Origin of the sequence: Arthrobacter sp. P2b (assembly GCF_900168295.1) — a bacterium.
Lineage (GTDB): Bacteria > Actinomycetota > Actinomycetes > Actinomycetales > Micrococcaceae > Arthrobacter.
Genome location: NZ_FVZL01000001.1, coordinates 361,780 through 385,957, shown reverse-complemented (window position 1 = coordinate 385,957; position 24,178 = coordinate 361,780). Strand labels below are relative to the sequence as shown.

18 protein-coding genes and 1 pseudogene are annotated in these 24,178 nt (G+C 65.8%); 10 read left to right on the top strand and 9 right to left on the bottom strand.

The window, feature by feature from the left end:
- Window positions 1-35: 35 nt before the first annotated feature.
- Together B5520_RS01725 and B5520_RS01720 are read right to left on the bottom strand one after the other, a co-directional pair.
- Window positions 36-719: a GntR family transcriptional regulator gene (locus tag B5520_RS01725; RefSeq protein WP_079595331.1), complete on the bottom strand. Its 684-nt coding sequence runs from the start codon at window positions 717-719 to the stop codon at window positions 36-38.
- Window positions 712-2,171, bottom strand: a pseudogene (locus tag B5520_RS01720) (fumarylacetoacetate hydrolase family protein). The gene B5520_RS01725 and the pseudogene B5520_RS01720 overlap by 8 nt, the downstream one beginning before the upstream one ends.
- Window positions 2,172-2,392: 221 nt before the next feature.
- On the opposite strand from B5520_RS01720, the gene B5520_RS01715 reads away from it, so the two are divergent.
- Complete coding sequence (locus B5520_RS01715; protein WP_079595330.1) at window positions 2,393-4,351, top strand: FAD-binding monooxygenase; 1,959 nt, start codon at window positions 2,393-2,395, stop codon at window positions 4,349-4,351.
- Window positions 4,348-5,724, top strand: coding sequence for an MFS transporter (locus B5520_RS01710; protein ID WP_079595329.1), 1,377 nt, complete (start codon window positions 4,348-4,350; stop codon window positions 5,722-5,724). Before B5520_RS01715 ends, B5520_RS01710 begins: the two co-directional genes overlap by 4 nt.
- 3 nt (window positions 5,725-5,727) lie before the next feature.
- Here the strand turns inward: B5520_RS01710 and B5520_RS01705 are convergent, their stop codons facing one another.
- The 6 genes from B5520_RS01705 to B5520_RS01680 all read right to left on the bottom strand — a co-directional run bounded on the left by B5520_RS01705 (window position 5,728) and on the right by B5520_RS01680 (window position 13,661).
- The gene (locus B5520_RS01705) at window positions 5,728-6,585 is read right to left on the bottom strand and encodes a prephenate dehydratase (RefSeq protein ID WP_079595328.1); all 858 of its coding nucleotides are present in this window, start codon (window positions 6,583-6,585) and stop codon (window positions 5,728-5,730) included.
- A gap of 108 nt (window positions 6,586-6,693) precedes the next feature.
- Window positions 6,694-8,610 (bottom strand): amylosucrase, encoded by a 1,917-nt coding sequence (locus B5520_RS01700; RefSeq protein WP_079595327.1) that lies wholly within the window; start codon window positions 8,608-8,610, stop codon window positions 6,694-6,696.
- A gap of 148 nt (window positions 8,611-8,758) precedes the next feature.
- Window positions 8,759-10,477 carry a glycoside hydrolase family 13 protein gene (locus tag B5520_RS01695; RefSeq protein ID WP_079595326.1) on the bottom strand — a complete coding sequence of 573 codons (1,719 nt, stop codon included), beginning with the start codon at window positions 10,475-10,477 and terminating at the stop codon, window positions 8,759-8,761.
- A 47-nt stretch (window positions 10,478-10,524) separates the two neighbouring features.
- A complete protein-coding gene (locus B5520_RS01690; protein ID WP_079595325.1) occupies window positions 10,525-11,415 on the bottom strand; it encodes a carbohydrate ABC transporter permease in 891 nt (296 codons plus the stop codon).
- Window positions 11,412-12,350 (bottom strand): carbohydrate ABC transporter permease, encoded by a 939-nt coding sequence (locus B5520_RS01685; protein WP_104443414.1) that lies wholly within the window; start codon window positions 12,348-12,350, stop codon window positions 11,412-11,414. The genes B5520_RS01690 and B5520_RS01685 overlap by 4 nt, the downstream gene beginning before the upstream one ends.
- 33 nt (window positions 12,351-12,383) lie before the next feature.
- A complete protein-coding gene (locus B5520_RS01680) occupies window positions 12,384-13,661 on the bottom strand; it encodes an ABC transporter substrate-binding protein (RefSeq protein ID WP_176156721.1) in 1,278 nt (425 codons plus the stop codon).
- A gap of 87 nt (window positions 13,662-13,748) precedes the next feature.
- Between B5520_RS01680 and B5520_RS01675 the strand changes: the two genes are divergently transcribed.
- Together B5520_RS01675 and B5520_RS01670 are read left to right on the top strand one after the other, a co-directional pair.
- Window positions 13,749-14,954 (top strand): ROK family transcriptional regulator, encoded by a 1,206-nt coding sequence (locus tag B5520_RS01675; protein ID WP_079595322.1) that lies wholly within the window; start codon window positions 13,749-13,751, stop codon window positions 14,952-14,954.
- 10 nt (window positions 14,955-14,964) lie between these two features.
- Window positions 14,965-15,339, top strand: coding sequence for a VOC family protein (locus B5520_RS01670; protein ID WP_079595321.1), 375 nt, complete (start codon window positions 14,965-14,967; stop codon window positions 15,337-15,339).
- A 33-nt stretch (window positions 15,340-15,372) separates the two neighbouring features.
- On the opposite strand, the gene B5520_RS01665 is transcribed toward B5520_RS01670, so the two are convergent.
- Entirely contained in the window at window positions 15,373-16,041 is a 669-nt protein-coding gene (locus B5520_RS01665) for a GntR family transcriptional regulator (RefSeq protein WP_079595320.1), read from the bottom strand.
- A 125-nt stretch (window positions 16,042-16,166) separates the two neighbouring features.
- Here B5520_RS01665 and glyA point away from each other — a divergent pair, with 125 nt between their 5' ends.
- From glyA to B5520_RS01635, 6 genes are read left to right on the top strand one after another with little or no spacing between them, the layout of a single operon-like run.
- Window positions 16,167-17,507: a serine hydroxymethyltransferase gene (gene glyA / locus B5520_RS01660; RefSeq protein WP_079595319.1), complete on the top strand. Its 1,341-nt coding sequence runs from the start codon at window positions 16,167-16,169 to the stop codon at window positions 17,505-17,507.
- Window positions 17,504-18,724 carry a sarcosine oxidase subunit beta family protein gene (locus B5520_RS01655; protein WP_079595318.1) on the top strand — a complete coding sequence of 407 codons (1,221 nt, stop codon included), beginning with the start codon at window positions 17,504-17,506 and terminating at the stop codon, window positions 18,722-18,724. Before glyA ends, B5520_RS01655 begins: the two co-directional genes overlap by 4 nt.
- Before the next feature lie 28 nt (window positions 18,725-18,752).
- Window positions 18,753-19,163, top strand: a complete 411-nt coding sequence (locus B5520_RS01650; RefSeq protein ID WP_079595317.1) for a sarcosine oxidase subunit delta — start codon at window positions 18,753-18,755, stop codon at window positions 19,161-19,163.
- The gene (locus B5520_RS01645) at window positions 19,160-22,117 is read left to right on the top strand and encodes a sarcosine oxidase subunit alpha family protein (protein WP_079595316.1); all 2,958 of its coding nucleotides are present in this window, start codon (window positions 19,160-19,162) and stop codon (window positions 22,115-22,117) included. The genes B5520_RS01650 and B5520_RS01645 overlap by 4 nt, the downstream gene beginning before the upstream one ends.
- Entirely contained in the window at window positions 22,110-22,760 is a 651-nt protein-coding gene (locus B5520_RS01640) for a sarcosine oxidase subunit gamma (protein ID WP_079595315.1), read from the top strand. The genes B5520_RS01645 and B5520_RS01640 overlap by 8 nt, the downstream gene beginning before the upstream one ends.
- Complete coding sequence (locus B5520_RS01635) at window positions 22,760-24,175, top strand: L-serine ammonia-lyase (RefSeq protein ID WP_079595314.1); 1,416 nt, start codon at window positions 22,760-22,762, stop codon at window positions 24,173-24,175. Before B5520_RS01640 ends, B5520_RS01635 begins: the two co-directional genes overlap by 1 nt.
- Window positions 24,176-24,178 lie beyond the last annotated feature (3 nt).

Here is a 24,178-nt window from a genome sequence, read left to right as displayed (position 1 = left end):
TTGTTTCCTTACTGCTTCTGAACGGGTGGGGAGTGTCAGATGGTTTTGGCCTGGGCGAGGTAGGCGTCCAGGGTGGCGGAGCGGTGGAGCCGGGCGGCTTTTTCGATGGCGTCGGCATCGGCGCCGGATTCGATCAGCTTCAGGAGTGCTTCGTGTTCGTCCACGGAATCGCGGGCGCGGCCGGGGACGAAACGGAAGGTGGAGGACCGCAGTGCTGCAAGCCGGTTCCAGCCGCGGTGGACGAGGTCCAGGATGTGCGGGTTGGGGCAGTGCTCGAACAGGACGCTGTGGAATTCCTGGTTGAGCTGGGTGAAGCGGACGGGATCAAAGTGGTCCAGGCATTCGCGCATCTGCTCGTTCACGGCTCGGGCCCTGGCTATGGCCACAGCATCGATCAGGGGAGCGGACAATGCGGTGGCGGCGCCTTCCACGATGCTGAGGGTCTGCATGGTGTAGAGGTATTCGGTGGGGTCGATCCCGGCCACCGTGGCACCCACGTTGCGTTCGAACGTCACCAGGCCTTCAGCCTCCAGCCGGCGGATGGCTTCGCGGACCGGAACCACGCTGAACCCGAGGTCCTTGGCGATGGTGCCCAGGACCAGCCGGTAGCCGGGGGTATAGGTGCCTTCCACAATGCGTGCCTTGACGGCCTGGTAGGCCTGTTCGGACTTGCTGCCGGCAGGGGCCGCAGCGGAAAACTCAGCCAATGTTTCAGTCATTCGCCGCGCCTGCCTTCCATTCCTCGTACCGGGCCTGCCATTCGGCGTTCATCGGGTAGAGGCCGTCCACGCTGTTGCCCTGCTTGACCATCTCGAAGATGAAGGCTTCTTCCTGCTCCTGGGCGATGCAGTCGTCCACGAGTTCTTCGGCGATGGCCGGCGGGACCACCAGGATGCCGTCGGAATCGGCCACGATGATGTCGCCGGGCTGGACGGTGGCGCCGCCGCAGGCGATGGTGATGTCCGTGTCCCACGGGATGTGGCGGCGTCCCAGCACAGCCGGGTGCGGGTTGGCGAAGTAAGTGGGCATGTCCAGGCCTGCCACGGCGGTGTAGTCGCGGACGCCGCCGTCGGTGATGATGGCAGCGGCGCCGCGGACCTGGGCGCGCAGGGCCAGGATGTCCCCCACGGTGCCGGTGCCCTTTTCACCGCGGGCTTCCATGACCAGGATTTCGCCGTCGTTCACGGAATCGATGGCTTTCTTTTGGGCGTTGAAGCCGCCGCCGTGGGTTTTGAACAGGTCCTCGCGGTTGGGGACGTAGCGAAGGGTGCGGGCCAGTCCCACCACCCGGCGGTCCGGCCGGGTGGCCTGCAGGCCGTCGATGCTCACGTTGTTAAGGCCGCGCTTGCGCATCTGGGAGGACAGGGTGGCCGTGGCCACGCTCTCCAGCTTGGCCTTCAGCCCAGGGGTGAGGGTGCTGGCAGGGGCAGGAAGGCCAGCAGCCTCGCGTGAGCCCCACGCCTCCTCACGCTGCACGTCATCAACCTTCGGTCCGGCACCAAAGTTAGCGAACGGCGTCGTGCCTTCCTCCACCCGGGTGACCAGGCGGCCGGTGGTGAGGCCGCCGGCGGAGACTTCCACTTCGAGGACGTCGCCGGGTTTGGCGACGGAGGCGCCCGCGGGGGTGCCGGTGAGGATGATGTCCCCTTCCTCGAGCGTCAGGAGCTGGGACAGGTCCGCCACCAGCCGGGCGAACGGGAAGAGCAGGTCTTCCGTGGTGTCGTCCTGGACCAGCTGGCCGTTATGCCAGGTGCGGATGCGCAGCTGGGCGGGGTCGACGGCGTCTGCCGGGATGAGTGCCGGGCCAACGGGCGTGAAGCCGCGCCGCCCTTGGACCGGAGGTTGGATCCCTTGTCCGCGTAGCGCAGGTCGTAGACGCCGAGGTCATTGCTGGCGGTGACGGCGGCAACGTGGCTCCAGGCGTCATCGATGCCCACCCGGCGTGCGGCCTTGCCGATGACCAGCGCAATCTCGCCCTCATAGCCCAGCAGTTCGCAGCCCGCGGGGCGTTCGACGGCGCTCCCCGTCAGGGAGAGCGACGACGACGGCTTGAGGAAGTAGGAGGGCTGCGCCGGGGTGCGTCCCCGCTGGGCAGCACGGCTTGGGTAGTTGATGTGCACCGCGATCACCTTGCGTGCCGCAGCCAGGGTATCGCCGTTGACCTGCTCCAAAACTGTCTCCCTTATCAGGTACGAAATCGTATACGATCACTTTCGCTCGATATCCGGCAGTTGTCAACCCCTGCATTCCGACCTTTTCCGGCACTCTTGTCGTCCGCGTCACAGGTGGCGTACAGTGATGCTCCAACAGCAGGTTTTCTCATATGGAAACCCCAGTTCTATTATCGAACAGCTCTTGGCTTCCCAGCCACACAACGAAGTGAGGACATCCCGTGCAGTTTCACCATCACGGTTACGTATCCGGAGACCCGCGGGTAAAGCCGGCCGCCGGCGTCGGACTCAACCGCCCCGATGAACTTCCGGACGAGGTTGACGTGCTGATTGTCGGCACAGGTCCTGCGGGAATGCTCGCCGCCGCGCAGCTGTCCATGTTCCCGAATGTCACCACGCGGATTATTGAGCGCCGTCCCGGGCGGCTCGCGATCGGCCAGGCCGACGGTATCCAGGCGCGCAGCGTCGAGACTTTCCAGGCCTTCGGTTTTGCCGAACGGATCATCGCGGAGGCATACAGGATCACCGAGATGGCGTTCTGGAAGCCGGACCCCGCCAACCGCTCGAATATCATCCGGACGGCCCGCGCCGTGGATGATGAGATGGGCATCAGCGAGTTCCCGCACCTCATCGTCAACCAGGCCCGCGTGCTGGACTACTTCGCCGAATTCGCGGCCAACTCGCCTACGCGCCTGAAGCCCGACTACGGCTACGAGTTCCAGGGCCTGGAGGTTACGGAGCAGGGCGAGTACCCCGTGGCCGTGACGCTGCTCCACACCGCGGGCCCAAACGAAGGCCGGGAGCGGGTTGTCCGCGCCAAGTACGTGGTGGGGGCCGACGGCGCCAGGAGCAAAGTGCGCGCGGCAATCGGCTGCACCCTCGCCGGCGACCAGGCCAACCACGCCTGGGGCGTGATGGACACCCTCGCCGTGACCGACTTCCCCGATATCCGCACCAAATGCGCCATCCAGGGCGAAAAAGGCAGCATCCTGCTGATCCCCCGGGAAGGCGGCCACCTGTTCCGCATGTATGTGGACCTTGGCGAGGTGGACCCGGCCACGCACCACGCCGTGCGCAACACCAGCATCGAACAGATCATCGACAAAGCCAACGAGATCCTCCACCCCTACACCCTGGACGTGCGGAACGTGGCGTGGCACAGCGTCTACGAGGTGGGGCACCGGCTCACCGACAGGTTCGACGACGTCCTGCCGGAGGACCGCGGCACCCGCACGCCGCGTGTCTTCATTACCGGCGACGCCTGCCATACCCACAGCGCAAAAGCCGGCCAGGGCATGAACGTGTCCATGCAGGACGGCTTCAACATCGCCTGGAAACTGGGGCACGTCCTCGAAGGCCGCAGCCCGGAGAGCCTGCTGTCCACCTACTCGGCGGAGCGCCAGGTGGTGGCCAAGAACCTGATCGACTTCGACAAGGAATGGTCCACCATGATGGCCAAAAAGCCCGAGGAGTTCGAAAACCCCTCGGACCTCGAGGACTTCTACGTGCGCACTGCCGAATTCCCGGCCGGCTTCATGACCGAATACGCGCCGTCCATGCTGGTGGCACCTGCCAAGCACCAGGGCCTGGCCACCGGCTTTCCGGTGGGCAAGCGCTTCAAGTCCGCGCCCGTGGTCCGGGTCGGTGATACCAACCCGCTCCACCTCGGCCACCACGCCACAGCCGACGGCCGCTGGCGCATCTACGTCTTCGCAGACGCCGCACCCGCAGGAGCGCACTCAGGTGTGGCGGACTTCGCCGAGTGGATCGCCAACTCGCCGGACTCACCGCTGGCCGCAACGCCGTCGGGCGCTGACCCCGACGCCTGGTTCGACGTGAAGGTGATCTACCAGCAGCCGCACACGGCCGTGGACATCGGACAGGTTCCCGCCGTCTTCAAACCGCAGGTGGGCCCGTTCAAACTGACCGATTACGAGAAGGTGTACGCCACCGATCCGTCCGCGGACATCTTTGAGCTGCGCGGCCTGGACCGCAACGGCGTGGTGGTGGTGGTCCGCCCGGACCAATACGTGGCCAACGTCCTGCCGCTGACGGCGACGGCCGAACTCGGCGCGTTCTGCGCCCAGTTCCTGGCACCGCGCCAATCAGCAGTCGGCGCCACCCCGGCAATGCAGGCCGCATCCCCTGCTCCGTCACTGCTCGTCAGCAACGGAGCGTGACGTCCATGGCATCCCTTCACGGCACAGCTGTGCCCTCGTCCGGGCAGCGCATGAGCAAAGCGGACCGCCGCGTGGTGGCCGGCACCATGATCGGCACCACCATTGAATGGTACGACTTCTTCATCTTCGCCCAGGCCGCCGGCGTGGTGTTCGCCAGCCTCTACTTCAAGCCGCTGGACACCGACAACCCCGGACTTGCCCAGCTGGTCTCCTGGGCCACCATCGGCGTGAGCTTCTTCTTCCGGCCGCTCGGTGCCGTCATCGCCGGACGGCTGGGTGACAAGGTGGGGCGCAAGGCGATGCTCGTCTTCACGCTGGTGATGATGGGCGCGTCCACGGCGCTGATCGGGCTCCTTCCGACGTATGGCCAGATTGGCGTATGGGCGCCCATCCTGCTGATGGTCCTGCGCATCCTGCAGGGCTTCTCCGCCGGCGGTGAATGGGGCGGGGCCGCGCTGATGGCCGTTGAGCACGCACCCCGGGACCGGCGCGGATTCTGGGGCGCCTACCCCCAGATCGGCGTTCCCGTCGGCATGATCATCGCAACTCTGGTGCTGTTCCTGCTCCGGCTGTCCATGTCACCGGAGCAGTTCCTCGAATGGGGCTGGCGCGTTCCGTTCCTGCTCTCGGTCGCGCTGATCGTGGTGGGCTACTTCATCCGTGCGGCTGTGTCCGAGAGCCCGGTGTTCCAGGAGATGGTGGAGCGAAAGCGTGAATCAGCCACCCCGCTGAGGCAGCTGCTTCAGACGAACAAAAAGCAGGTGCTGCTGGCCGCGATCATCTTCATTGGAAACAATGCCGCTGGTTACCTGGTGATCGCATTCCTGTCGTCCTACGCCCAGAAGACGCTGAAGATGGACGCTTCCCCCGTGCTCCTGGCAACCCTCCTCGCGTCGTTCGGCTGGCTGATTTTCACGCTGTACGGCGGCGCGCTGTCGGACCGGATCGGCCGCGTCCGCACCTTCCAGCTGGGCTATGTCCTGATCTTTGCCTGGGTCATCCCCATGTTCCTGCTGGTGGACACGCGCAACATCTGGGCATACGGCGTGGGGATCTTCGTCCTGACCATCGGGCTGGGACTTTCCTACGGCCCCATGTCCGCCATGTATGCGGAAATGTTTCCTGCCAGTGTCCGGTACTCGGGAATCGGCATCGGATACGCCCTGGGCTCCATCCTTGGGGGCGCCTTCGCACCGCTCATTGCCGAGGCAGTGCTCGCGGACACCGGCTGGTCCGGCTCGATCGGCATCTACATCATGGCCCTGTGCGTCATCTCGTTCGTGGGTGTGAGCCTGGTGAAGGAAACGAAGGGGGCGCCGCTGGGTGCTGACGCGGAGGCCTCCACCGAGGCGGAATCCGCTTCCGCCAGGTAGCCGTCAGGCCGCCGCTGTCTGAGCCGTCCGGTACTCCGCGGCTGCGTACACGCCGAGGATCCGCACCTCGGTGGTGAAGAAGTCCAGTTCCTCGAGGGCCAGCTTCAGCGGCTGGTCCTCGGGGTGGCCTTCGACGTCCGCCATGAACATGGTGGCAGCGAATTCGTTGCCCACCATGTAGCTTTCCAGCCGCGTCATGTTCACGCCGTTGGTCGCGAAGCCGCCGAGCGCCTTGTAAAGGGCGGAGGGGACGTTGCGGACGCGGAACACAAAGCTGGTGACTGCCGGTCCGGGAAGTTCGTCCCGGGCCGGCAGTTCCTTTTCGCGGGCCAAAACCACAAAGCGGGTGGTGTTGGAGGGGTCGTCCTCAACCCGTGAAGCAAGCACTTCCAAGCCGTAGATCTGGGCAGCCAGCGGGGGAGCGAGGGAGAGTTTCCGGGGATCGTTCCATTCGCTCACTTCCCGGGCTGAGCCCGCGGTGTCACCGGCAATGACCGGCTTGAGCCCATGCTCGCGGATGAGCTTCCGGCACTGGCCCAAAGCGTGGATGTGGCTGTGGACCTCGGTGGCGTCCTCGATGGTGCTGCCCGGGATGCCCAGCAGGTCGAAGTGGATGGGCAGGAAGAACTCGCCCACGATCTGCAGGTTGGACTGTGGCAGCAGGATGTGGATGTCCGCCACGCGGCCCGCAATCGAGTTCTCGATGGGGATCATGGCCAGGTCCGCCTCGCCGCTGGCCACCAGTTCGAAGGCGTCCTCAAAGCTGGCGCACGGGACGCTTTCCAGCTCGGGGAACATCTGCTTGCACGCGATATTGGAGTTGGCGCCGGGCTCACCCTGGTACGCAATCTTCTGGGCCATGATCCGTATGGTTTCACGCCCCGCGCCCGCGGACCCAACTGGGTAGCGCTAAGTGTCGTTATGGGCAGTTGAAACGACACTTGGCGCTACCCAGTTGGGGAGGGTGCGTCACACCGGGGTGACGCGAAGCCAGACGTATTGCCGGGGGAGGAGCATGACGCCTTCGTTCAGCTGCAGGCGGGCTTCCGAGAGAAGGTCGACGGCGGCGGGCAGGAACCCGCCGAAGGTTTCCGCGGGCAGGGACTGGGGAACGTTGCTGAAGTTCGCGAGTGCCAGGACGCGGGTTCCGCCCGTGGTCACGCCGCCCGGCCGCTGGTAGGCCAGGACTCCCCGGTTGTGGGTCTGGAAATCGATCAATGTGGTCCCGGCAAACTCAGGAGCGTTCGCGCGGACCTCGATCATCCGCTGCAGGCCCGCGTAAACGGCACCTCCGGGTGTGGCCGGATCGGTGCGCCGGGCGTACTGCGCGGCCGGGTAGTGCGGCCGGTGCACCCAGCGGCTGTCATCCCCGTGGCCGGGCTCATCCGCGTAATCGTAATCATTGACCTGGCCCACCTCGTCGCCGAGGTACAGGAGCGGGATGCCGCCGGTGCTGAAGGCAACCGAGTGGGCCAGGAGGATCCGTTCCGCCGCCTCGGCCGGGTTGACCTCCATGCCGCACAGCGACGCCGTCGTACCTGAAATACGGCAGTCTCCGGTGCGCGGGTTGTCCTGGAAGGGGACGCCGCGGGCAAAGCTGCCGGGGAAGCGGTTGACGTAGAAGGAGTTGAGGAAGCGGCGGTGGTCGAAGCCGTTGATGCCCAGTTCCGCGGCGTCCTCGTCCGCGAAGGTCCAGCCGATGTCGTCATGGCTTCGGACGTAGTTGACCCAGGACGTCCCCTCGGGGATGTTGTGCCGGCGCTTCAGGGCCTGGGCCAGGAGCGAGACATCCCGGGTGGCCAGGGACTCCCAGATGAGCGCCATCTGCAGGGGATTATAGGAAATCTGGCATTCGGTGGGGTCGATGTAGAGCGCCACCTCGTCCGGATGCACGATGGCCTCCGACTTGAACAGCAGCGACGGAGCCGCCAGCCGGCACACCGCGTTGAAGGCCCGGAGCAGGGTGTGCGCCTCGGGAAGGTTCTCGCAGGGCGTGCCCAGCTGTTTCCAGATGAAGGCCACGGCGTCCATGCGCAGGATGTCCACGCCCTGGTTGGCCAGGAACAGCATCTCGCCGGCCATGGCGCGGAAAACATCCGGATTGGAGTAGTTCAGGTCCCACTGGTACGTGTGGAACGTTGCCCACACCCACCTCCCGTCCTCCATCTGGATGAACGAGCCTGAATGGTTCTCCGGGAAAATCTCCCGGACATTCTGCTCGAAGGCGTCCGGCATGGTCCTGTCCGGGAAAATCCAGTAGTAATCGCTGTACTCCGGGTCCCCTGCGGCCGCCTTCCGGGCCCACTCATGCTCGTCAGAGGTGTGGTTGAAGATGAAGTCAACCACCAGGCTGATCCCGTTGCTGCGGAGTTCGGCCGCCAGCGAGCGAAGCTGCTCCATGGTGCCCAGCTTCGGGTTGACCTCACGGTAGCTGGACACCGCGTAGCCGCCGTCGGAGTGCGGTTCGGGGGCCAGGAACAGCGGCATCAGGTGCAGGTAGGTGAGTCCGAGCTCCTTGAAGTAGGGAATGCGTGCCCGCACTCCCTCCAGGCTCTCCGCGTAGCGGTCCACGTAGCAGACGCCGCCCAGCATGGTGTTGGACTGGAACCAGCCGCTGTTGCCTTCCCGCTCCGCGTCCAGCTCCTTGAGTTGAGCCGGGCGCTCCTGCCAGGACCGGGCGCTCTGGACCACCAAGGCTGCCAGCTGTTCCTGCCAGTCCGGCCGGGAACCGTACAGGGAGCCAAACAGTTCCGTCAGCTGTGGGAGATGCCGGTCCAGCCTTCGGTCAAAGACCGGGTCCGGGCTGAGCCCGGCCGTCCGTTCGCGGAAAAGCGCCGTGAGGACATGCTGCCGGGTCATTTCGTCCGCACTAACGGATTTCTGCATGCCCACGGCCCTTTCCCACTTCCGCCGGCGGTTCCGGCAGCACCTGTAGGGAAGTATTCCACGCCACACTTCCGCGCGTTGACCTGGACCTATACATGGACCTGGACCTGGACCAGGACGCGGCAGCGGACACGGGAGGTTTCACCGGCTACGCCTGGAGCCAGGCAGTGGTTGCCCCGGGCAGGGAACCTGCCATGAGCGGCGAACTGGAGACCAGGACCTCGCCGTCGGGCAGTCCGAAGGCTTCCGTCCCGAAGTTGGTGACGGAGATCCAGCCGTTGGGGCGCCGGAAGGCCAGGACATCGGTCCTCCCGGTTTCCAGCCATTCCAGCGCTTCGGCGGTTTGCAGCTGTGACCGCAGGGCCAATGCGCGGCGGTAGAGGGACAGGGTTGAGTCGTCCTGCAACTCCTGGGCTTCCACGGAGTAGCTGGCGAACCATTCGGGCTGCGGCAGGTGCGCGCCGCCGGTCCCGAAACCGAACGAGGTGCCGGAGGCTGTCCATGGCAACGGGACGCGGCAGCCGTCGCGGCCGATTTCCACGCCTTTGTTGCGGAAGAAGGCCGGGTCCTGGCGCTGGGAGTCGGGGATTTCGCTGCCGACTTCCTGCAGGCCCAGTTCCTCGCCCTGGTACAGGTATGCAGAGCCCGGAAGGGCGAACATCAGCAGCGATGCGGCGCGGGCGCGGCGCAGGCCGAGTTCGGCGTCGACGTCTTCCTGCTTGCCGCCGGCGAGCAACCATTGCTTGCCGGCCTCGCCGGCCATGATCCCGCCCTCGGCCGAGGGCCCTGGCACGGGGAGCCCGTAGCGGGTGGCGTGCCGGACGACGTCGTGGTTGGAAAACACCCACGTGGAGGAAGCGCCGGAAGCCTCGGCCTCGGCGAGGTTCTTGGTGATGATCTTCCGGAACTGGGCGCCGTCGAAGTCTGCCTGCAGCAGGTCGAAGTTGAAGGCCTGGCCCAGCCCCTCCGGGCTGGCATAACGGGCACGGCGGTCCGCGTGCACCCAGGCTTCGGCGACGGCGGTGCGCGGCGGGCTGTATTCGTTGAAGACCTTGCGCCACTCGGCGTAGATCCCGTGGACTTCGTCACGGTCCCAGTACGGATGTGATCCGGCAAGGTAAAGCGCCTCGCCCTGGGCTTCAAGGTCTGCCTTGCTGGGGAGGGACTCTTCGAGGTTCTTGGTCAGGGCATGGGCCACGTCGATGCGGAAGCCGTCCACGCCCCGGTCGGACCAGAAGCGCAGGGTGGTCAGGAAGTCGTCGCGGACCTCGGTGTTGTCCCAGTTGAAGTCCGGCTGTTCCTTGGCGAAGATGTGCATGTACCACTGCCCCGGCGTCCCGTCAGGTTCAGTAATGCGCTCCCATGCGGGACCGCCGAACACGGAGTCCCAGTCTGACGGCGGCAGTTCGCCGTTGTCGCCCAGTCCGTCCCGGAAGATGTAGCGGTCGCGGGCCGGGGACCCCTTGGGCGAGGCCAGGGCTTCCTGGAACCACTGGTGGCGGTTTGAGGAGTGGTTGGGGACGATGTCCACGATCAGCTTGATGCCTGCGGCGTGCAGGGCGGATGCCATATGGCTGAAGTCCTCGAGGGTGCCGAGCCGCGGGTCAACATTACGGTAATCGTCCACGTCATAGCCGCCGTCGGCGAGGGCTGAAGGGTAGAACGGGCTCAGCCAGACCGCGTCGACCCCCAGATCCTTCAGATACGGGACCTTGCCGGTGATGCCGTTGATGTCGCCGATGCCGTCACCGTTGGAGTCAGAGAAGCTGCGGGGGTAGATCTGGTAGACCGAGGCCTGGCGCCACCAGTTGGGGTCGGCCATGGTTTTGGGTTCGGTGCTGGTTGCCGTGGTGGCGATGGAGGGCAAGGCTGGGTCCTTTGCGTTTTTCGTGGAGGTCGGTTTCGCGGCCGGGATCATTTCACGGCGCCCTGGGTGAGTCCGGACATGACCCAGCGCTGGGTAAACAGGTAGACGACGATCGCGGGCGCCATCGCCATCAGGTAGGAGGCGAAGGCGACGTTGTAGCTGTTGCTGAACTGGGTCTGGAAGATCTTCTGCAGCACCGGGATGGTCTGCAGTTCCGGGTCGGAGATGATGAGCGACGGCATCATGAAGTCGTTCCATGAGGCGATGAAAGCGAAGATGCCGACAGTGGCGCTCATGGGTGCGAGCAGGGGGAAGATGAGCTTCCAGAACACCTGCCAGGTGCCGGCGCCGTCGATGCGCATGCTTTCTTCCAGCTCCAGCGGGATGGAGCGCAGGAACGCGGTAAACAGCATGGTGTTGAACGCCAGGGCAAAGACGATGTGCAGGATCGCGACGCCGAGCGGGTTGTCCAGACCGGCGAGGCCGGTGAGCTGGATCTGCGGCAGTGCCACCACGGGGAACGGGATGAACATCGCCGCGAGCAGGTAGAAGAAGGACCAGCGGAAGAGCCGGCGGTCCCAGTTGCGGACGATCGCGTAGGCTGCCAGCGCCGAGACGATGATTTCCCCCGCTACGGCGGTCACGGAGACGAACACGGAGATCGCGAAGCCGCGGGGGAAGTTCGTGAGCGTCCATGCCTGGACGAAACTGTCGAACGTCAGCGGGCTTGGCAGCGAGAAGGCGTTGCCGTCCACAGCCTGGCCGGTGGTTTTGAACGCCATGCTCGTGGTGACGTAGAGCGGCACGAGCACGCTGAGCGTGCAGACGATCAGGACGATGGTGGCAGGCCAGTTGCTGCGTTCACGGCCGGCGCGGATCCTTTGCTTCTTTCCGGCGGCGGCGGATCCTCCTGGGATGGTGCTGGGTGCGCTGCTCATGCGGCGATCCCTCCTTTGCCACGTGTGAAGCGAAGCTGGATGAGTGCGATGACGATGCTGATGAGGAAGAAGATCACGGCGTTGGCCATCTGGTAGGCATAGTCGCCGCCTTCGAAGCCGCGGAAGATCGACATGGCGACGCTGCGTGTAGCGACGCCCGGGCCGCCGTCGGTAAGGCCCACGATGATGTCGTAGGCGTTGAGGTAGTTCTTGAAACCAAGGACCATATTGATCACTGCATACCCGGCGACGAGCGGCAAAGTGATGTGCCGCAGGTTGTGCCAGGGCGTTGCTCCGTCGATGGAGCTTGCCTCGTACACCTCGGCGGGAACCGTGAGGAGCCCCGCGATGTAAATCAGCATCGCGCTCGGAATCGACTGCCACGCCGTGACGAAGACGATGGCCAGCCACGCGAGTTCGGGGTTGGCGAGGATGCTGGTCGCCAGCGGTTCGATTCCCATGCCTTGGCCCAGGAGCGGCAGCGAGTTCGAGAAGAGGTATTGGAAGACGAACGCGATGACGATGCCTGAGATCACCATGGGGATAACGAATACCGTGCGCAGGGCGGCGCGGAAGCGGACACGGGACGTGAGTCCCAGAGCCAGGAAAAAGGCCACGGCGTTGACGACAATGACGGTCACGAGCGCAAAGGCAAGGGTGAAGCCGTAGGCGCTGAGGACCCCCTCATCCTGGAACACCGCTATGAAGTTTCGGATGCCGATGAAGTCGAAGTCGCCGAAGCCAACAGAGTTCGTGAAGCTGTAGACGAAGCCGAGTATGGCCGGCAGCGTGACGGCGAGCGTGAAAATTACGAGCGAAGGAAACAGGAAAAAGTAGTACAGCGGATCGATGCGGCTCTTGCGCGCTCTTGCCGCTCTCACCGCTGCCGGGGCCGTCACCACCGCTCGAGGGGAAGGCTTAGTCGTCGATGACATGAATGGTCCTCGTTTCGTGCGTTGGAAGTGTGATCACGCGCGGAAAGCCAGGCGCGCCCAGTCGGCGTCCATACGGCGGAGCGTGCTCTCGGCGTCGGCGCCGCCGATGATCGACTGGAGGTAGTTGGCGGCGGGAATCGAGTTTGGAATGAACTGTGAGGCACCCATGTAGAAACGGCCCTCGTCGTAGTACTTCTGCATCTCAACGATTCGGGGGTCGGTGACCGCCGGTGCGTCCTTACCCGTGCCGAATCCCAGGAATTCGGCATTGTAGGAGTTCTGGATTTCCGGCTGCATGAGGTACTGGAGGAAGGCGCGGGCCCCCTCCTGTGCGTTGCCGGCTTCGGGAACCCACAGCGAAAGGTCGATGTTAACGCGGACTTTCAGGTCGGCGGGATTGCTGGTCATTGGCAGTGGAAAGGTGCCCAGATCCACATCGGTCCCCGCCTTTTCAATTTCTCCGAAGGCCCACGGCCCCTGGAAGTACATCGCCGCCTGTCCCTGCGCCATGGCGGTGTTGCCGTCACCGTAGCCTCGGCTCGACGCATCGGGGTTGACGTAGGACGTCAGCTGCACCATGCGCTGCACTGGCTCGAGCATCGTTTTCTGGAACGACACTTCGGAATCCGGTCCGACATCCTCGCCGATCCCGTGCATTGTTTTATAGAACTCGCGCACGTTGACCATGCCGCCCACCGTGTAGTCGAACAGGCCCTGCGCGATGGTCCAGGGGTCGCGGAAGGTGCCGTAAATGGGCGTGATGCCCGCCGCCTTTAGCACCTCACATACTTCAATCAGTCCGTCCCAGGTTGTGGGAACGGCCAGCCCGTTCTGCTCGAAGATGCGGCGGTTGTAGATGACCGAGGCGGCCATGACCGAGTAGGGGATGACGCTCGTACGGCCCGGGTAGGTGGGGTACCAGTTCGTGAGGTCCAGAACGTCGTTCCGGATGGAAGCTGCTGCCGGGAGATCGGAAAGGTCGGAGAGGGCGCCGCGCTCCATGAACCGGGCCATTTCAAGGTTGTAGTTGAGGCAACCGAGGTCCGGCGGACTGCTGCGCACAAAGCTGGCAGAAAGATTTGTCGCCATGTCATGAAGGACGCGGACGCGGTCCTGCGACGCGGTGAACTTCGCCGCGAGATCGCGGAAGTATGGCACGGCCTCCGGTTTTGACTGGTGGAACGTGATGGTGGGACGGGTTCCTCCCGGAGCACACCCTGCCAGGCCGAAAGCGGCCAGTGCGCCCCCGGCAGCGGCAAGGAAGGTGCGTCGGGAGACTCGCGTCCCTCTGGACGGCAAAGGTGGCAACATCGGCTCCTCAGGGTCTCACAGAGTTTATTTGGATCTTATATTTAAGTCCTATACGAGGATGAGGCATCGTGCGGATATCGTCAAGGGATGAAGGAGACAACCGCGAGTTCGACGCAATTGTTGCGGCAGATCAATTCCGATGCGTTGCTGCGGTTTGCCCTGCAGGAGCAAGTGTTCACAGCCGGGGAAGCCATGGCGGTGACGGGGTTGACCCGCGCGACGGTGCTCGGCGTTTGCCATGCCCTGGTCGACGCCGGCTGGCTGGAGGAAGTGGACGACAGTGCTGCCGCGGCCCGCACCAACAAAGGCAGGCCGGCACGCCGCTACCAATTGCGCGAGGCTGCCGGTGTGGTTGTTGGACTGGACGCCGGGGAAAGCTACTTCACCACCATCGTGGCGGATCTGCGGGGCCGTGAGCTGGGTTTGCGCCGCCAGAACGTTGACTCGAAGATGCTCGGACGCTCCGGCCGCTGCGCGGCTGCACGGGAGCTGATCGGCCTGGCCCTCCACGACAGCGGACACGAGGCGGACGATGTTTTGCTTACGGTTGTCGGTGTTCCCGCGCCGATCGACGCCCATGGCACGTCTCCTGAAGGAGAATTCTGGCATCTGATGAATTCCGGATTCGCCTCCCACCTTCACGGCAAGGTGGTTGTCGAAAATGACGCCAACCTCGCCGCCATTGCCGAACGCGCGCACAAGCCATCAGCCAACCTGGCCACGCTGCTGACAGGCGAGCGGTTCGGCGCCGGGCTGATCGTCGATGGGCGCCTGCTGCGGGGACCGCGCGGCGGCGCCGGCGAGATGCGATTCCTCGACACTATTACCGCCGGCAAGTTCGTGCCCGACGAAGGCAGCACGGATGGGTTTGGGGCACTGGCCCGTAAGTGGGCGCGCTCGCGGATCCACTCCCACGGCGGACAATCCACACTGCGCCATATACCCGAGGGGGAGATCAACGCCGAGGACGTGTTCCAGGCAGCCCGGGAGGGGGATCCGTTCGCGGGGGACATCATCGCCCGGCTCGGTGCCAGGCTGGCGCGTATTGCTGTTGTGCTTTCCAGCCTCCTGGACATTGAACGCGTCATCATCGCGGGCGGGATCTCCCGGGCCATCGAACCTGTCCTGGAACAGGCACGCTGCCTGCTGCCCGCCGATTCCGGTGTGCCCCTCCCGGACTTGGTTGCAAGCACCTTCGGAGCGGAGGTGGTGGTCAAAGGTGCCATCGAGTCCGCCCTGACGCAGGTCAGGCGCGAACCGGCGGCATTCCTCCCGCGGGCACCCCGAACCTAGACTGGCTCTCATGTCATGCCGAATCAGCGAACTGGTCCTGAACTGCGCCGACCCCGAACTGCTGGCAAAGTTCTGGAGTGACGTCCTTGGCTATGTCGAACTGGACCGGGAGGACGGCGCCATCGAAATCGGCCCGGCCGCCGGCTTTGGCGGCCTGCAGCCCACCATCATCCTGAGTCCGAGCAGCAATCCGCGGACCGGACGGCTTCCCCTGCACATCGACGTCAATCCCGTGGACCGGGACCAGGCCGCCGAGCTGGAACGGCTGCTCGCCCTCGGCGCCAGGCCGGCCGACGTGGGGCAGAGCGGCGACGAACAGTGGCACGTCTTGGAAGACCCGGAGGGCAACGAGTTCTGCCTCCTCCGCAGGCGGCTTGACCCCTGACGCAGCGGCGGGCGGTTAACCGCTGAAGGTTCCTTAGAGGACTGCGCGGATGGCGTGTTCGAAGCTGGTGACGTGCTCCAGCGCGAGCTTGCCGGACCGGTCGGCGTCGCCGTCGGCAATCGCTTCCAGCAGCTCCACATGCTCCGAGATGTGCTCGGACACCGCGGGCACCTTCTCCAGCACCATGCACCAGATCCGGGTGGCCAGGTTGTCGTAGCGGATCAGGACATCTTCCAGGTGCGCGTTGGCCGCGGCACGGTAGATAAGGCGGTGGACCTTGATGTCATACCGCATCAGGTCGTAGGGATCCTCGGCGGCGGCCATCCGGGCAATCGCGGCCGCGGTTTCGCGCAGCTCGGCGCGCAGTGCGGGTGTGGCGAGTTTGGCTGCCCGCCGCGCGGCGAGGGGCTCCAGTGATTCCCGGAGCTCCGAAACATCGGCCAGCTCGGTGATGTCCACAACGGTGGCGAAGGTGCCCCGGCGCGGGTAGGAGATCACCAGGTGGTCGCTTTCAAGTCGCTTCAAGGCTTCCCGGACGGGGGTGCGGCCGATGCCCATTTCGGCGGCCAGCTTGCCGTCGTTGATGGCTTCGCCGGGCCGGATGTCCAGCATGATGAGCCGGTCCCGGAGATGCCGGTACGCCCGCTCGGCCAGCGAGAGATCCCCGCCGCCCTCCAGATGGTTCTCTAGCGTCAGGCTCATTACGAGGCTCTCCATGGTTCCTATTGACTCCTGCGTGATGTGGAACATACTATTACGTCAGTTCTAATATATCAGTTACAGGTCAGTTGTTGATCAGTAAACCGAAGGGCCTCTGAAGGAGAAACATGCAGAACGTACTCAACGCCTCGCTCGCCCAGGTGGACTCCGATGTTGCCGCCGCTGTAGCAAAGGAGCTGGAGCGGCAGCAGAACACCCTGGAGATGATCGCCTCGGAGAACTTCGCCCCGGCGTCGGTCATGGAGGCGCAGGGTTCGGTCCTGACCAACAAGTACGCAGAGGGCTACCCCGGGAAGCGCTACTACGGCGGCTGCGAGCACGTGGACGTCGTGGAACAGCTCGCCATCGATCGCGTCAAGGCCCTGTTCGGCGCAGAATTCGCCAACGTGCAGCCGCATTCCGGCGCCCAGGCCAACGCCGCAGCGATGTTTGCCCTGCTGAACCCGGGCGACACCATCCTGGGCCTTTCCCTGGCGCACGGCGGCCACCTCACCCACGGCATGAAGATCAACTTCTCCGGCAAGCTCTACAACGTGGTTCCCTACCACGTCCGTGAATCCGACCTCCGGGTGGACATGGCCGAGGTGGAAGCCCTGGCCCTGGAGCACAAGCCCAAGCTCATCGTCGCCGGCTGGTCCGCCTACTCCCGCCAGCTGGACTTCGCCGAGTTCCGCCGCATCGCCGACCTCGTTGGTGCCTACCTGATGGTGGACATGGCCCACTTCGCCGGCCTCGTTGCCGCAGGGCTGCACCCGAACCCGGTCCCCTTCGCGGACGTGGTCACCACCACCACCCACAAGACCCTGGGCGGCCCGCGCGGCGGCGTCATCCTGGCCAAGGAGGAGTACGCCAAGAAGATCAACAGCGCTGTGTTCCCCGGCCAGCAGGGCGGCCCGCTGGAGCACGTCATTGCAGCCAAGGCCGTGGCCTTCAAGCTCGCCGGATCGCCCGAATTCAAGGAACGCCAGGAGCGGGTCCTGCAGGGTGCCAAGCTGCTGGCCGAGCGTCTCCTCCAGTCCGACGTCGAAGCCGCAGGCATCTCCGTTGTCAACGGCGGCACGGACGTCCACCTGGTCCTCGTGGACCTGCGCAACTCGGAGCTCGACGGCCAGCAGGCCGAAGACGCCCTCCACCGGATCGGCATCACCGTCAACCGCAACGCAGTACCCTTCGACCCCCGCCCGCCGATGGTTTCCTCCGGCCTCCGGATCGGCACCCCTGCCCTGGCCACACGCGGATTCGGCGCCGCTGAATTCACCGAGGTCGCGGACATCATCGCCACGGCCCTGATCGCGGCAGCCGGCAGCGGCACCCTGGACGAGGACACCGCCGTCGAACTCCGCAGCCGCGTCACCGCCCTTGCCGACCAGTTCCCCCTTTACCCCCACCTCAACGACGATGCCGCCCTGGCCGGTGTTGAAGCAGACCTGATTGGAGCCGCCCAGTGAGCACCCAGCAGCTTCCGGAGCACCCGGACTTCCTCTGGCGGAACCCCGAGCCCAAGTCCTCCTACGACGCCGTGATCGTCGGCGGCGGCGGGCACGGCCTGGCCACCGCGTACTTCCTGGCCAAGAACCACGGCATGACCAACATCGCCGTCCTGGAAAAGGGCTGGCTGGCCGGCGGCAACATGGCCCGGAACACCACCATCATCCGCTCCAACTACCTCTGGGACGAGAGCGCGGCCATTTACGAGCACGCCCTCAAGCTCTGGGAAATCCTGCCGGAGGAACTCGAATACGATTTCCTCTTCAGCCAGCGCGGCGTGATGAACCTGGCCCACACCCTCGGCGACGTGCGTGAAAGCATGCGCCGCGTGGGCGCCAACAAGCTCAACGGTGTTGACGCCGAATGGCTGGACCCGCAGCAGGTCAAGGAACTCTGCCCCATCCTGAACATCAGCGACAACATCCGCTACCCCGTCATGGGCGCCACCTACCAGCCCCGTGCCGGCATCGCCAAGCACGACCACGTGGCCTGGGCCTTCGCCCGCAAGTGCGACGAGCTGGGCGTGGACATCATCCAGAACTGCGAAGTCACCGGCTTCGTCAAGGATGGAGAGCGCGTGGTGGGCGTCAAGACCAACCGCGGCACCATCAACACCGAAAAGGTGGGCCTGTGCGCCGCCGGCCACAGCTCCGTCCTGGCCGAAATGGCCGGCTTCCAGCTCCCCATCCAGTCCCACCCGCTGCAGGCACTGGTCTCCGAGCTGCACGAGCCGGTCCACCCCACCGTTGTGATGTCCAACCACGTGCACGTCTACGTCTCCCAGGCCCACAAGGGCGAACTGGTGATGGGCGCCGGCGTGGACTCCTACAACGGCTACGGCCAGCGCGGCTCCTTCCATGTGATCGAGCAGCAGATGGCGGCCGCCGTCGAACTCTTCCCCATCTTCGCCCGGGCCCACGTGCTCCGGACCTGGGGCGGGATCGTGGACACCACGCTGGACGCTTCCCCGATCGTGGGCAACACCCCGGTGGAGAACATGTTCGTGAACTGCGGCTGGGGTACCGGCGGCTTCAAGGGCACGCCCGCGGCCGGCATGACCTTCGCGCACAACATCGCTACGGGCTCCCCGCACAAGCTGAACGCGCCGTTCTCCTTGGAGCGCTTCGAAACCGGCGCGCTCATTGACGAACACGGCGCCGCCGCCGTAGCCCACTAGCCGCCGCCTCCACAGAAAGACAACGCACATGCTGCTGATCTCATGCCCCAACTGCGGCCCCCGGGATGAAACCGAATTCCACTATGGCGGCCAGGCCCACGTGGCCTACCCGGAAAACCCGAACGAACTGAACGACACGGAGTGGTCCCGGTACCTCTTCTACCGCGAGAACCCCAAGGGCACCTTCGCCGAGCGCTGGGTCCACAGCACCGGCTGCCGCCAGTGGTTCAACATGCTGCGTGACACCGTCAGCTACGACATCCAGGCCATCTACCCGATGGGCACGCCCCGGCCCGACCGGGCAGCCCCGCGAACCGCCGAATCCGGAACTGCCAGCACCGCTGCTGACAGCACCACCACCGGAACCGCGGCGCCCGACATCTCAGGCACCAGCACAACACCTGCCAGCACCACCGCCCCGGAAGGAGCAACCAAGTGACTTCCCAGAATGCCCGCCTCGCCGCCGGCGGCCGCATCGACCGCACCATTTCCTGGCGCTTCACTGTGGACGGCGAGGAATTCACCGGCCACCCCGGGGACACGCTGGCTTCCGCGCTGCTCGCCAACGGCCGTGTCGCGGTCGGCAACTCGCTGTACGAGGACCGGCCCCGTGGCATCCTGGCTGCCGGAGTCGAGGAACCCAACGCCCTGGTGAAGGTGGCCCCGCGCTTCCCCGGCCACGTTGCCGAATCGATGCTTCCCGCCACCACCATCTCCCTGGTGGACGGCCTGAAGGCCGAACTGCTCAACGGCCTCGGCCGGCTGGACCCCGAAGAGGACCGCGCCGAATACGACAAGAAGTACGTCCACACCGACGTCCTGGTCATCGGCGGCGGCCCCGCCGGCCTGGCGGCTGCCCGTGAGGCCGTCCGCACCGGCGCCCGCGTGATGCTCCTTGATGACCAGCCCGAACTGGGCGGTGCCCTGCTCTCCGGCTCCACCGCAGCTGAGCTCGGCGAGACGGTCGAAGGCAAGCCCGCCCTGGAATGGGTGGCGGACGTGGAAGCCGAGCTGGTCTCCAACGCCGAATGCACTGTCCTGAACCGCACCACGGCGTTCGGCGCCTACGACGCCAACTACGTCATTGCCGTCCAGAACCGTACGGACCACCTCTCCAGCCCGGCCGCCCCCGGTGTGTCCCGCCAGCGTATTTGGCACATCCGTGCCAAGCAGGTTGTGCTGGCTCCGGGCGCGCACGAGCGTCCCCTGGTCTTTGAAAACAACGACCGCCCCGGCATCATGCTCGCCTCCGCCGTCCGCAGCTACCTGAACCGCTACGCCGTGGCCCCCGGCCAGCGCGTGGTCATCAGCACCACCAACGACAGCGCCTACGCCCTGGCCGCCGACCTCCGCGCCGCCGGCGTCAAGATCGCCGCCGTGGTGGACGCCCGTCCCAAGCTCACGGACGTGGCAGCCGCCGCCGTCGAAGCCGGCACCCGCGTGCTGATCGGCAGCGCCGTGGCCAACACCAGCGCCGCCGCCGGTGAGGGAGCGAACGCAGGCAGGCTGGACGGCGTGACCGTCCGCAGCATCAACGACGACGGCGAACTCACCTCGGGCATCGAACAGATCGCCTGCGACCTGCTGGCAGTGTCCGGCGGCTGGAGCCCGCTGGTGCACCTGCACTCCCAGCGGCAGGGCAAGCTGCGCTGGGACGACGCCCTGGCCGCCTTCGTCCCCAGCACCGAGGTTCCGAACCAGCAGATCGTCGGCTCCGGCCGCGGCTCCTTCGACACCGCTGACTGCCTCGCCGAGGGCGTCTCCGCCGGCGCGAAGGCGGCCATCGGCGCCGGCTTCACCTCCGCCGTCGAACCTTCCCCGCTGGGCGAGCCGACAGCGTCTGCCCCCACCCGCCAGCTGTGGCTGGTGCCGGGCGAGACCGGCACGCCGGACGACTGGCACCACCACTTCGTGGACTTCCAGCGTGACCAGTCCGTGGCGGATGTCCTCCGTTCCACCGGCGCCGGCATGCGGTCCGTTGAGCACATCAAGCGCTACACCTCCATCAGCACCGCCAACGACCAGGGCAAGACCTCCGGCGTCAACGCGATCGGCGTCATCGCCGCCGCACTCCGGACCGCCGGCGAAGCGTCCCGCGGCATCGGCGACATCGGCACCACCACCTACCGCGCCCCGTTCACGCCGGTTGCGTTCGCGGCACTGGCCGGACGCCAGCGCGGCGAACTCTTCGACCCCGCACGCATCACCTCCATCCACCCGTGGCACGTCGCCAAGGGCGCGTTGTTCGAGGATGTGGGGCAGTGGAAGCGGCCCTGGTACTACCCGCAGGACGGGGAGGACATGGACGCCGCCGTGCTGCGCGAATGCGCAGCAGTCCGTGACTCCGTGGGCTTCATGGACGCCACCACCCTGGGCAAGATCGAAATCCGCGGCAAGGACGCGGGCGAATTCCTGAACCGCATCTACACCAACGCGTTCAAGAAGCTCGCCCCCGGCTCCGCCCGCTACGGCGTCATGTGCACACCGGACGGCATGATCTTCGACGACGGCGTGACCCTGCGCCTCGACGAGGACCGTTTCTTCATGACCACCACCACCGGCGGAGCCGGCAAGGTGCTGGACTGGCTGGAGGAATGGCTCCAGACGGAATGGCCGGAACTGGACGTGCACTGCACCTCAGTGACCGAACAGTGGAACACCATCGCCGTCGTCGGACCGAAGTCCCGCGAGGTCATCGCCAAGGTGGCACCGGAGCTGGCCGCGAACGGAGGCCTGGACACCGAGGCCTTCCCGTTCATGACCTTCCGGGAAACCACCCTCGCCTCCGGCGTCCGTGCCCGCATCTGCCGGATCTCGTTCTCCGGTGAACTGGCCTACGAAATCAACATCCCGGCCTGGTACGGGCTCAACACCTGGGAAGCCGTTGCGGCTGCCGGTGCCGAATTCAACATCACCCCCTACGGCACCGAAACCATGCACGTCCTGCGCGCCGAAAAGGGCTACCCGATCGTCGGGCAGGACACGGACGGCACCGTCACCCCGCAGGACGCCGGCATGGAGTGGATCGTTTCCAAGGCCAAGGACTTCATCGGCAAGCGCTCCTACTCCCGGGCGGACGCGCAGCGTGAAGACCGCAAGCACCTGGTCAGCGTCCTTCCGGTGGACGGCACCCTGCGGCTGCCCGAAGGCACCCAGCTCGTGGAAAAGGGCCGTTCCACCAATCCCGCCTACGGGCCGGTGCCCATGGAAGGCTTCGTCACCTCGAGCTACCACAGCGCAGCACTGGGCAGGTCATTCGGCCTCGCCCTGATCAAGAACGGCCGCAAGCGCATCGGCGAGACCCTCGTGGCAGCTGCCGGCGATCAGCTGGTGGACGTCGTTGTCGCAGAAACAGTGCTTTTTGACCCCGAAGGGACCCGTAAAGATGGCTGAAACAGCAGCATCCCCGACCTCTGCCAAGAACCTCGCAGACAAGAACCTTGCCGTCCGCGTCAGCCCGGCGAAGCAGCTGCAGGACGCCTTCGCTGCCGGCTCCCTGGCGGGCACCGTGGAACTGTCCGAGCTGCCCTTCCTCACCATGGTGGGGCTCCGCGCCGGTGCCGGCACCGAAACGGCCCAGCGGCTGGCCTCCGTCACCGGCGGCCTGCCCGCCCGGTCCGGTGACGTGGCCGGCAACGGTGACACCTCCGTCCTGTGGCTGGGACCCGGGGAGTTCCTGGTGGTGGCACCCACCGAGGCGCACGAATCCCTGGGCGGCGACCTGATCCGTGCCCTGCAGGACGCGCTGGGCGACGGCGAAGGCCAGGTGGTGGACCTCTCCGCCAACCGCACCACCTTCGAACTGACCGGTCCGCAGGGGCGGGCAGTGCTTGAGAAGGGCTGCTCCCTGGACCTGCACCCCCGGGAGTTCAAGGCCGGAACCGCCGTCTCCACCGAGATCGCCAACATCCCCGCCATCCTCTGGAAGACCGGCGAGGAGTCCTTCCGGATCTTCCCCAGGGCGTCCTTCGCCGAGTTCCTGGGCCGGTGGCTCCTGGACGCGATGCGGGAGTACGCCTCGCCAGAGGTCCCCTGATGGCGCTCAGCGTCCTTGACCTGTTCTCTGTCGGCATCGGGCCCTCCTCGTCACACACGGTGGGCCCGATGCGGGCGGCCAAGCTCTTCGCTGATGGCCTGAAGGGCGACGGGCAGCTCAGCTCCACCGTGCGCGTCCAGTCGGAACTTTTCGGTTCCCTGGGCGCCACGGGGCGGGGCCACGGCTCGGACAAAGCGGTTGTCCTGGGGCTGCAGGGCCTCGAACCGGAAACCGTCAACACCTTCACCGCCGACGACCAGGTGGCGGCCGCCGCGCTGGACGCCGAGCTGCACATCGCCGGCACCCACCGGGTGGACTTCAACTGGGATGAGGACGTGGTCCTGCACCGCCGCAAATCCCTTCCCGCCCACCCCAACGGCATGACGTTCCGCGCGCTGGACCACACCGGATCCGTGCTCAGTGAACGGAGCTTCTATTCCATTGGCGGCGGCTTCGTGGTGGATGGTGACGCTGCCGGCGCGGACAAGGTAGTGGCGGATGACACCGTGCTGCCCTACGCGTTCAGCACCGCCGACGAGCTGCTGGAAATCTGCAGCCGCGAAGGCATGTCCATCTCCGACGTCATGCTCGCCAACGAGCTGGTCTGGCACACGGAGGCCGAGCTGCGGGAGAAGCTGCTGGGCCTGTGGGCAGTGATGCGCGAGTGCGTGGAGAACGGCTGCAACGCGGAGGGCATTTTGCCCGGCGGGCTGAACGTGACGCGGCGCGCACCGGCGCTGTTCCGCACGCTGACCGCCTCTGCTGCCAGCGCGGAAGCCGCGGCGGCATCACCGTCGCCCGTCCAGGCCCCCGCGGATCCGCTGCTGGCGATGGAATGGGTGAACCTGTTCGCCCTCGCCGTCAATGAAGAAAACGCCGCGGGCGGGCGGATCGTCACCGCTCCCACCAACGGCGCGGCCGGCATCGTGCCGGCGGTACTGCACTACTACGTGAAGTTTGTTCCGGGAGCCGACGACGACGGTGTGGTCCGCTTCCTCCTGGCGGCAGCCGCCGTCGGGATCCTTTTCAAAACGAACGCCTCCATCTCCGGAGCCGAAGTGGGCTGCCAGGGCGAGGTGGGCTCGGCCTGTTCCATGGCGGCCGCAGGGCTGTGCGAGGTGCTGGGCGGAACGCCCGCGCAGGTGGAGAACGCCGCCGAGGTGGGCATCGAACACAACCTCGGGCTCACCTGCGATCCCGTGGGCGGGCTGGTGCAGATTCCCTGCATCGAACGGAATGCCATCGCCAGCGTCAAGGCCATCAACGCGGCCCGGCTGGCCCTGCACGGGGACGGCAGCCACAAGGTCTCCCTGGACAAGGCCATCAAAACCATGCGCGACACAGGAGCTGACATGAAAACCAAGTACAAGGAAACCTCCCGAGGCGGCCTGGCCGTGAATGTGATCGAGTGCTGAGCC

Excerpts from the sequence above, each read along its gene's own strand:
- B5520_RS01725 (WP_079595331.1), bottom strand. The coding sequence starts at position 719 with ATGACTGAAACATTGGCTGAGTTTTCCGCTGCGGCCCCTGCCGGCAGC.
- B5520_RS01640 (WP_079595315.1), top strand. The coding sequence starts at position 22,110 with ATGGCTGAAACAGCAGCATCCCCGACCTCTGCCAAGAACCTCGCAGAC.
- B5520_RS01700 (WP_079595327.1), bottom strand. The coding sequence starts at position 8,610 with ATGCAGAAATCCGTTAGTGCGGACGAAATGACCCGGCAGCATGTCCTC.
- B5520_RS01670 (WP_079595321.1), top strand. The coding sequence starts at position 14,965 with ATGTCATGCCGAATCAGCGAACTGGTCCTGAACTGCGCCGACCCCGAA.
- B5520_RS01675 (WP_079595322.1), top strand. The coding sequence starts at position 13,749 with ATGAAGGAGACAACCGCGAGTTCGACGCAATTGTTGCGGCAGATCAAT.
- B5520_RS01650 (WP_079595317.1), top strand. The coding sequence starts at position 18,753 with ATGCTGCTGATCTCATGCCCCAACTGCGGCCCCCGGGATGAAACCGAA.
- B5520_RS01680 (WP_176156721.1), bottom strand. The coding sequence starts at position 13,661 with ATGTTGCCACCTTTGCCGTCCAGAGGGACGCGAGTCTCCCGACGCACC.
- glyA (WP_079595319.1), top strand. The coding sequence starts at position 16,167 with ATGCAGAACGTACTCAACGCCTCGCTCGCCCAGGTGGACTCCGATGTT.
- B5520_RS01635 (WP_079595314.1), top strand. The coding sequence starts at position 22,760 with ATGGCGCTCAGCGTCCTTGACCTGTTCTCTGTCGGCATCGGGCCCTCC.
- B5520_RS01685 (WP_104443414.1), bottom strand. The coding sequence starts at position 12,350 with ATGTCATCGACGACTAAGCCTTCCCCTCGAGCGGTGGTGACGGCCCCG.
- B5520_RS01705 (WP_079595328.1), bottom strand. The coding sequence starts at position 6,585 with ATGGCCCAGAAGATTGCGTACCAGGGTGAGCCCGGCGCCAACTCCAAT.
- B5520_RS01665 (WP_079595320.1), bottom strand. The coding sequence starts at position 16,041 with ATGAGCCTGACGCTAGAGAACCATCTGGAGGGCGGCGGGGATCTCTCG.
- B5520_RS01690 (WP_079595325.1), bottom strand. The coding sequence starts at position 11,415 with ATGAGCAGCGCACCCAGCACCATCCCAGGAGGATCCGCCGCCGCCGGA.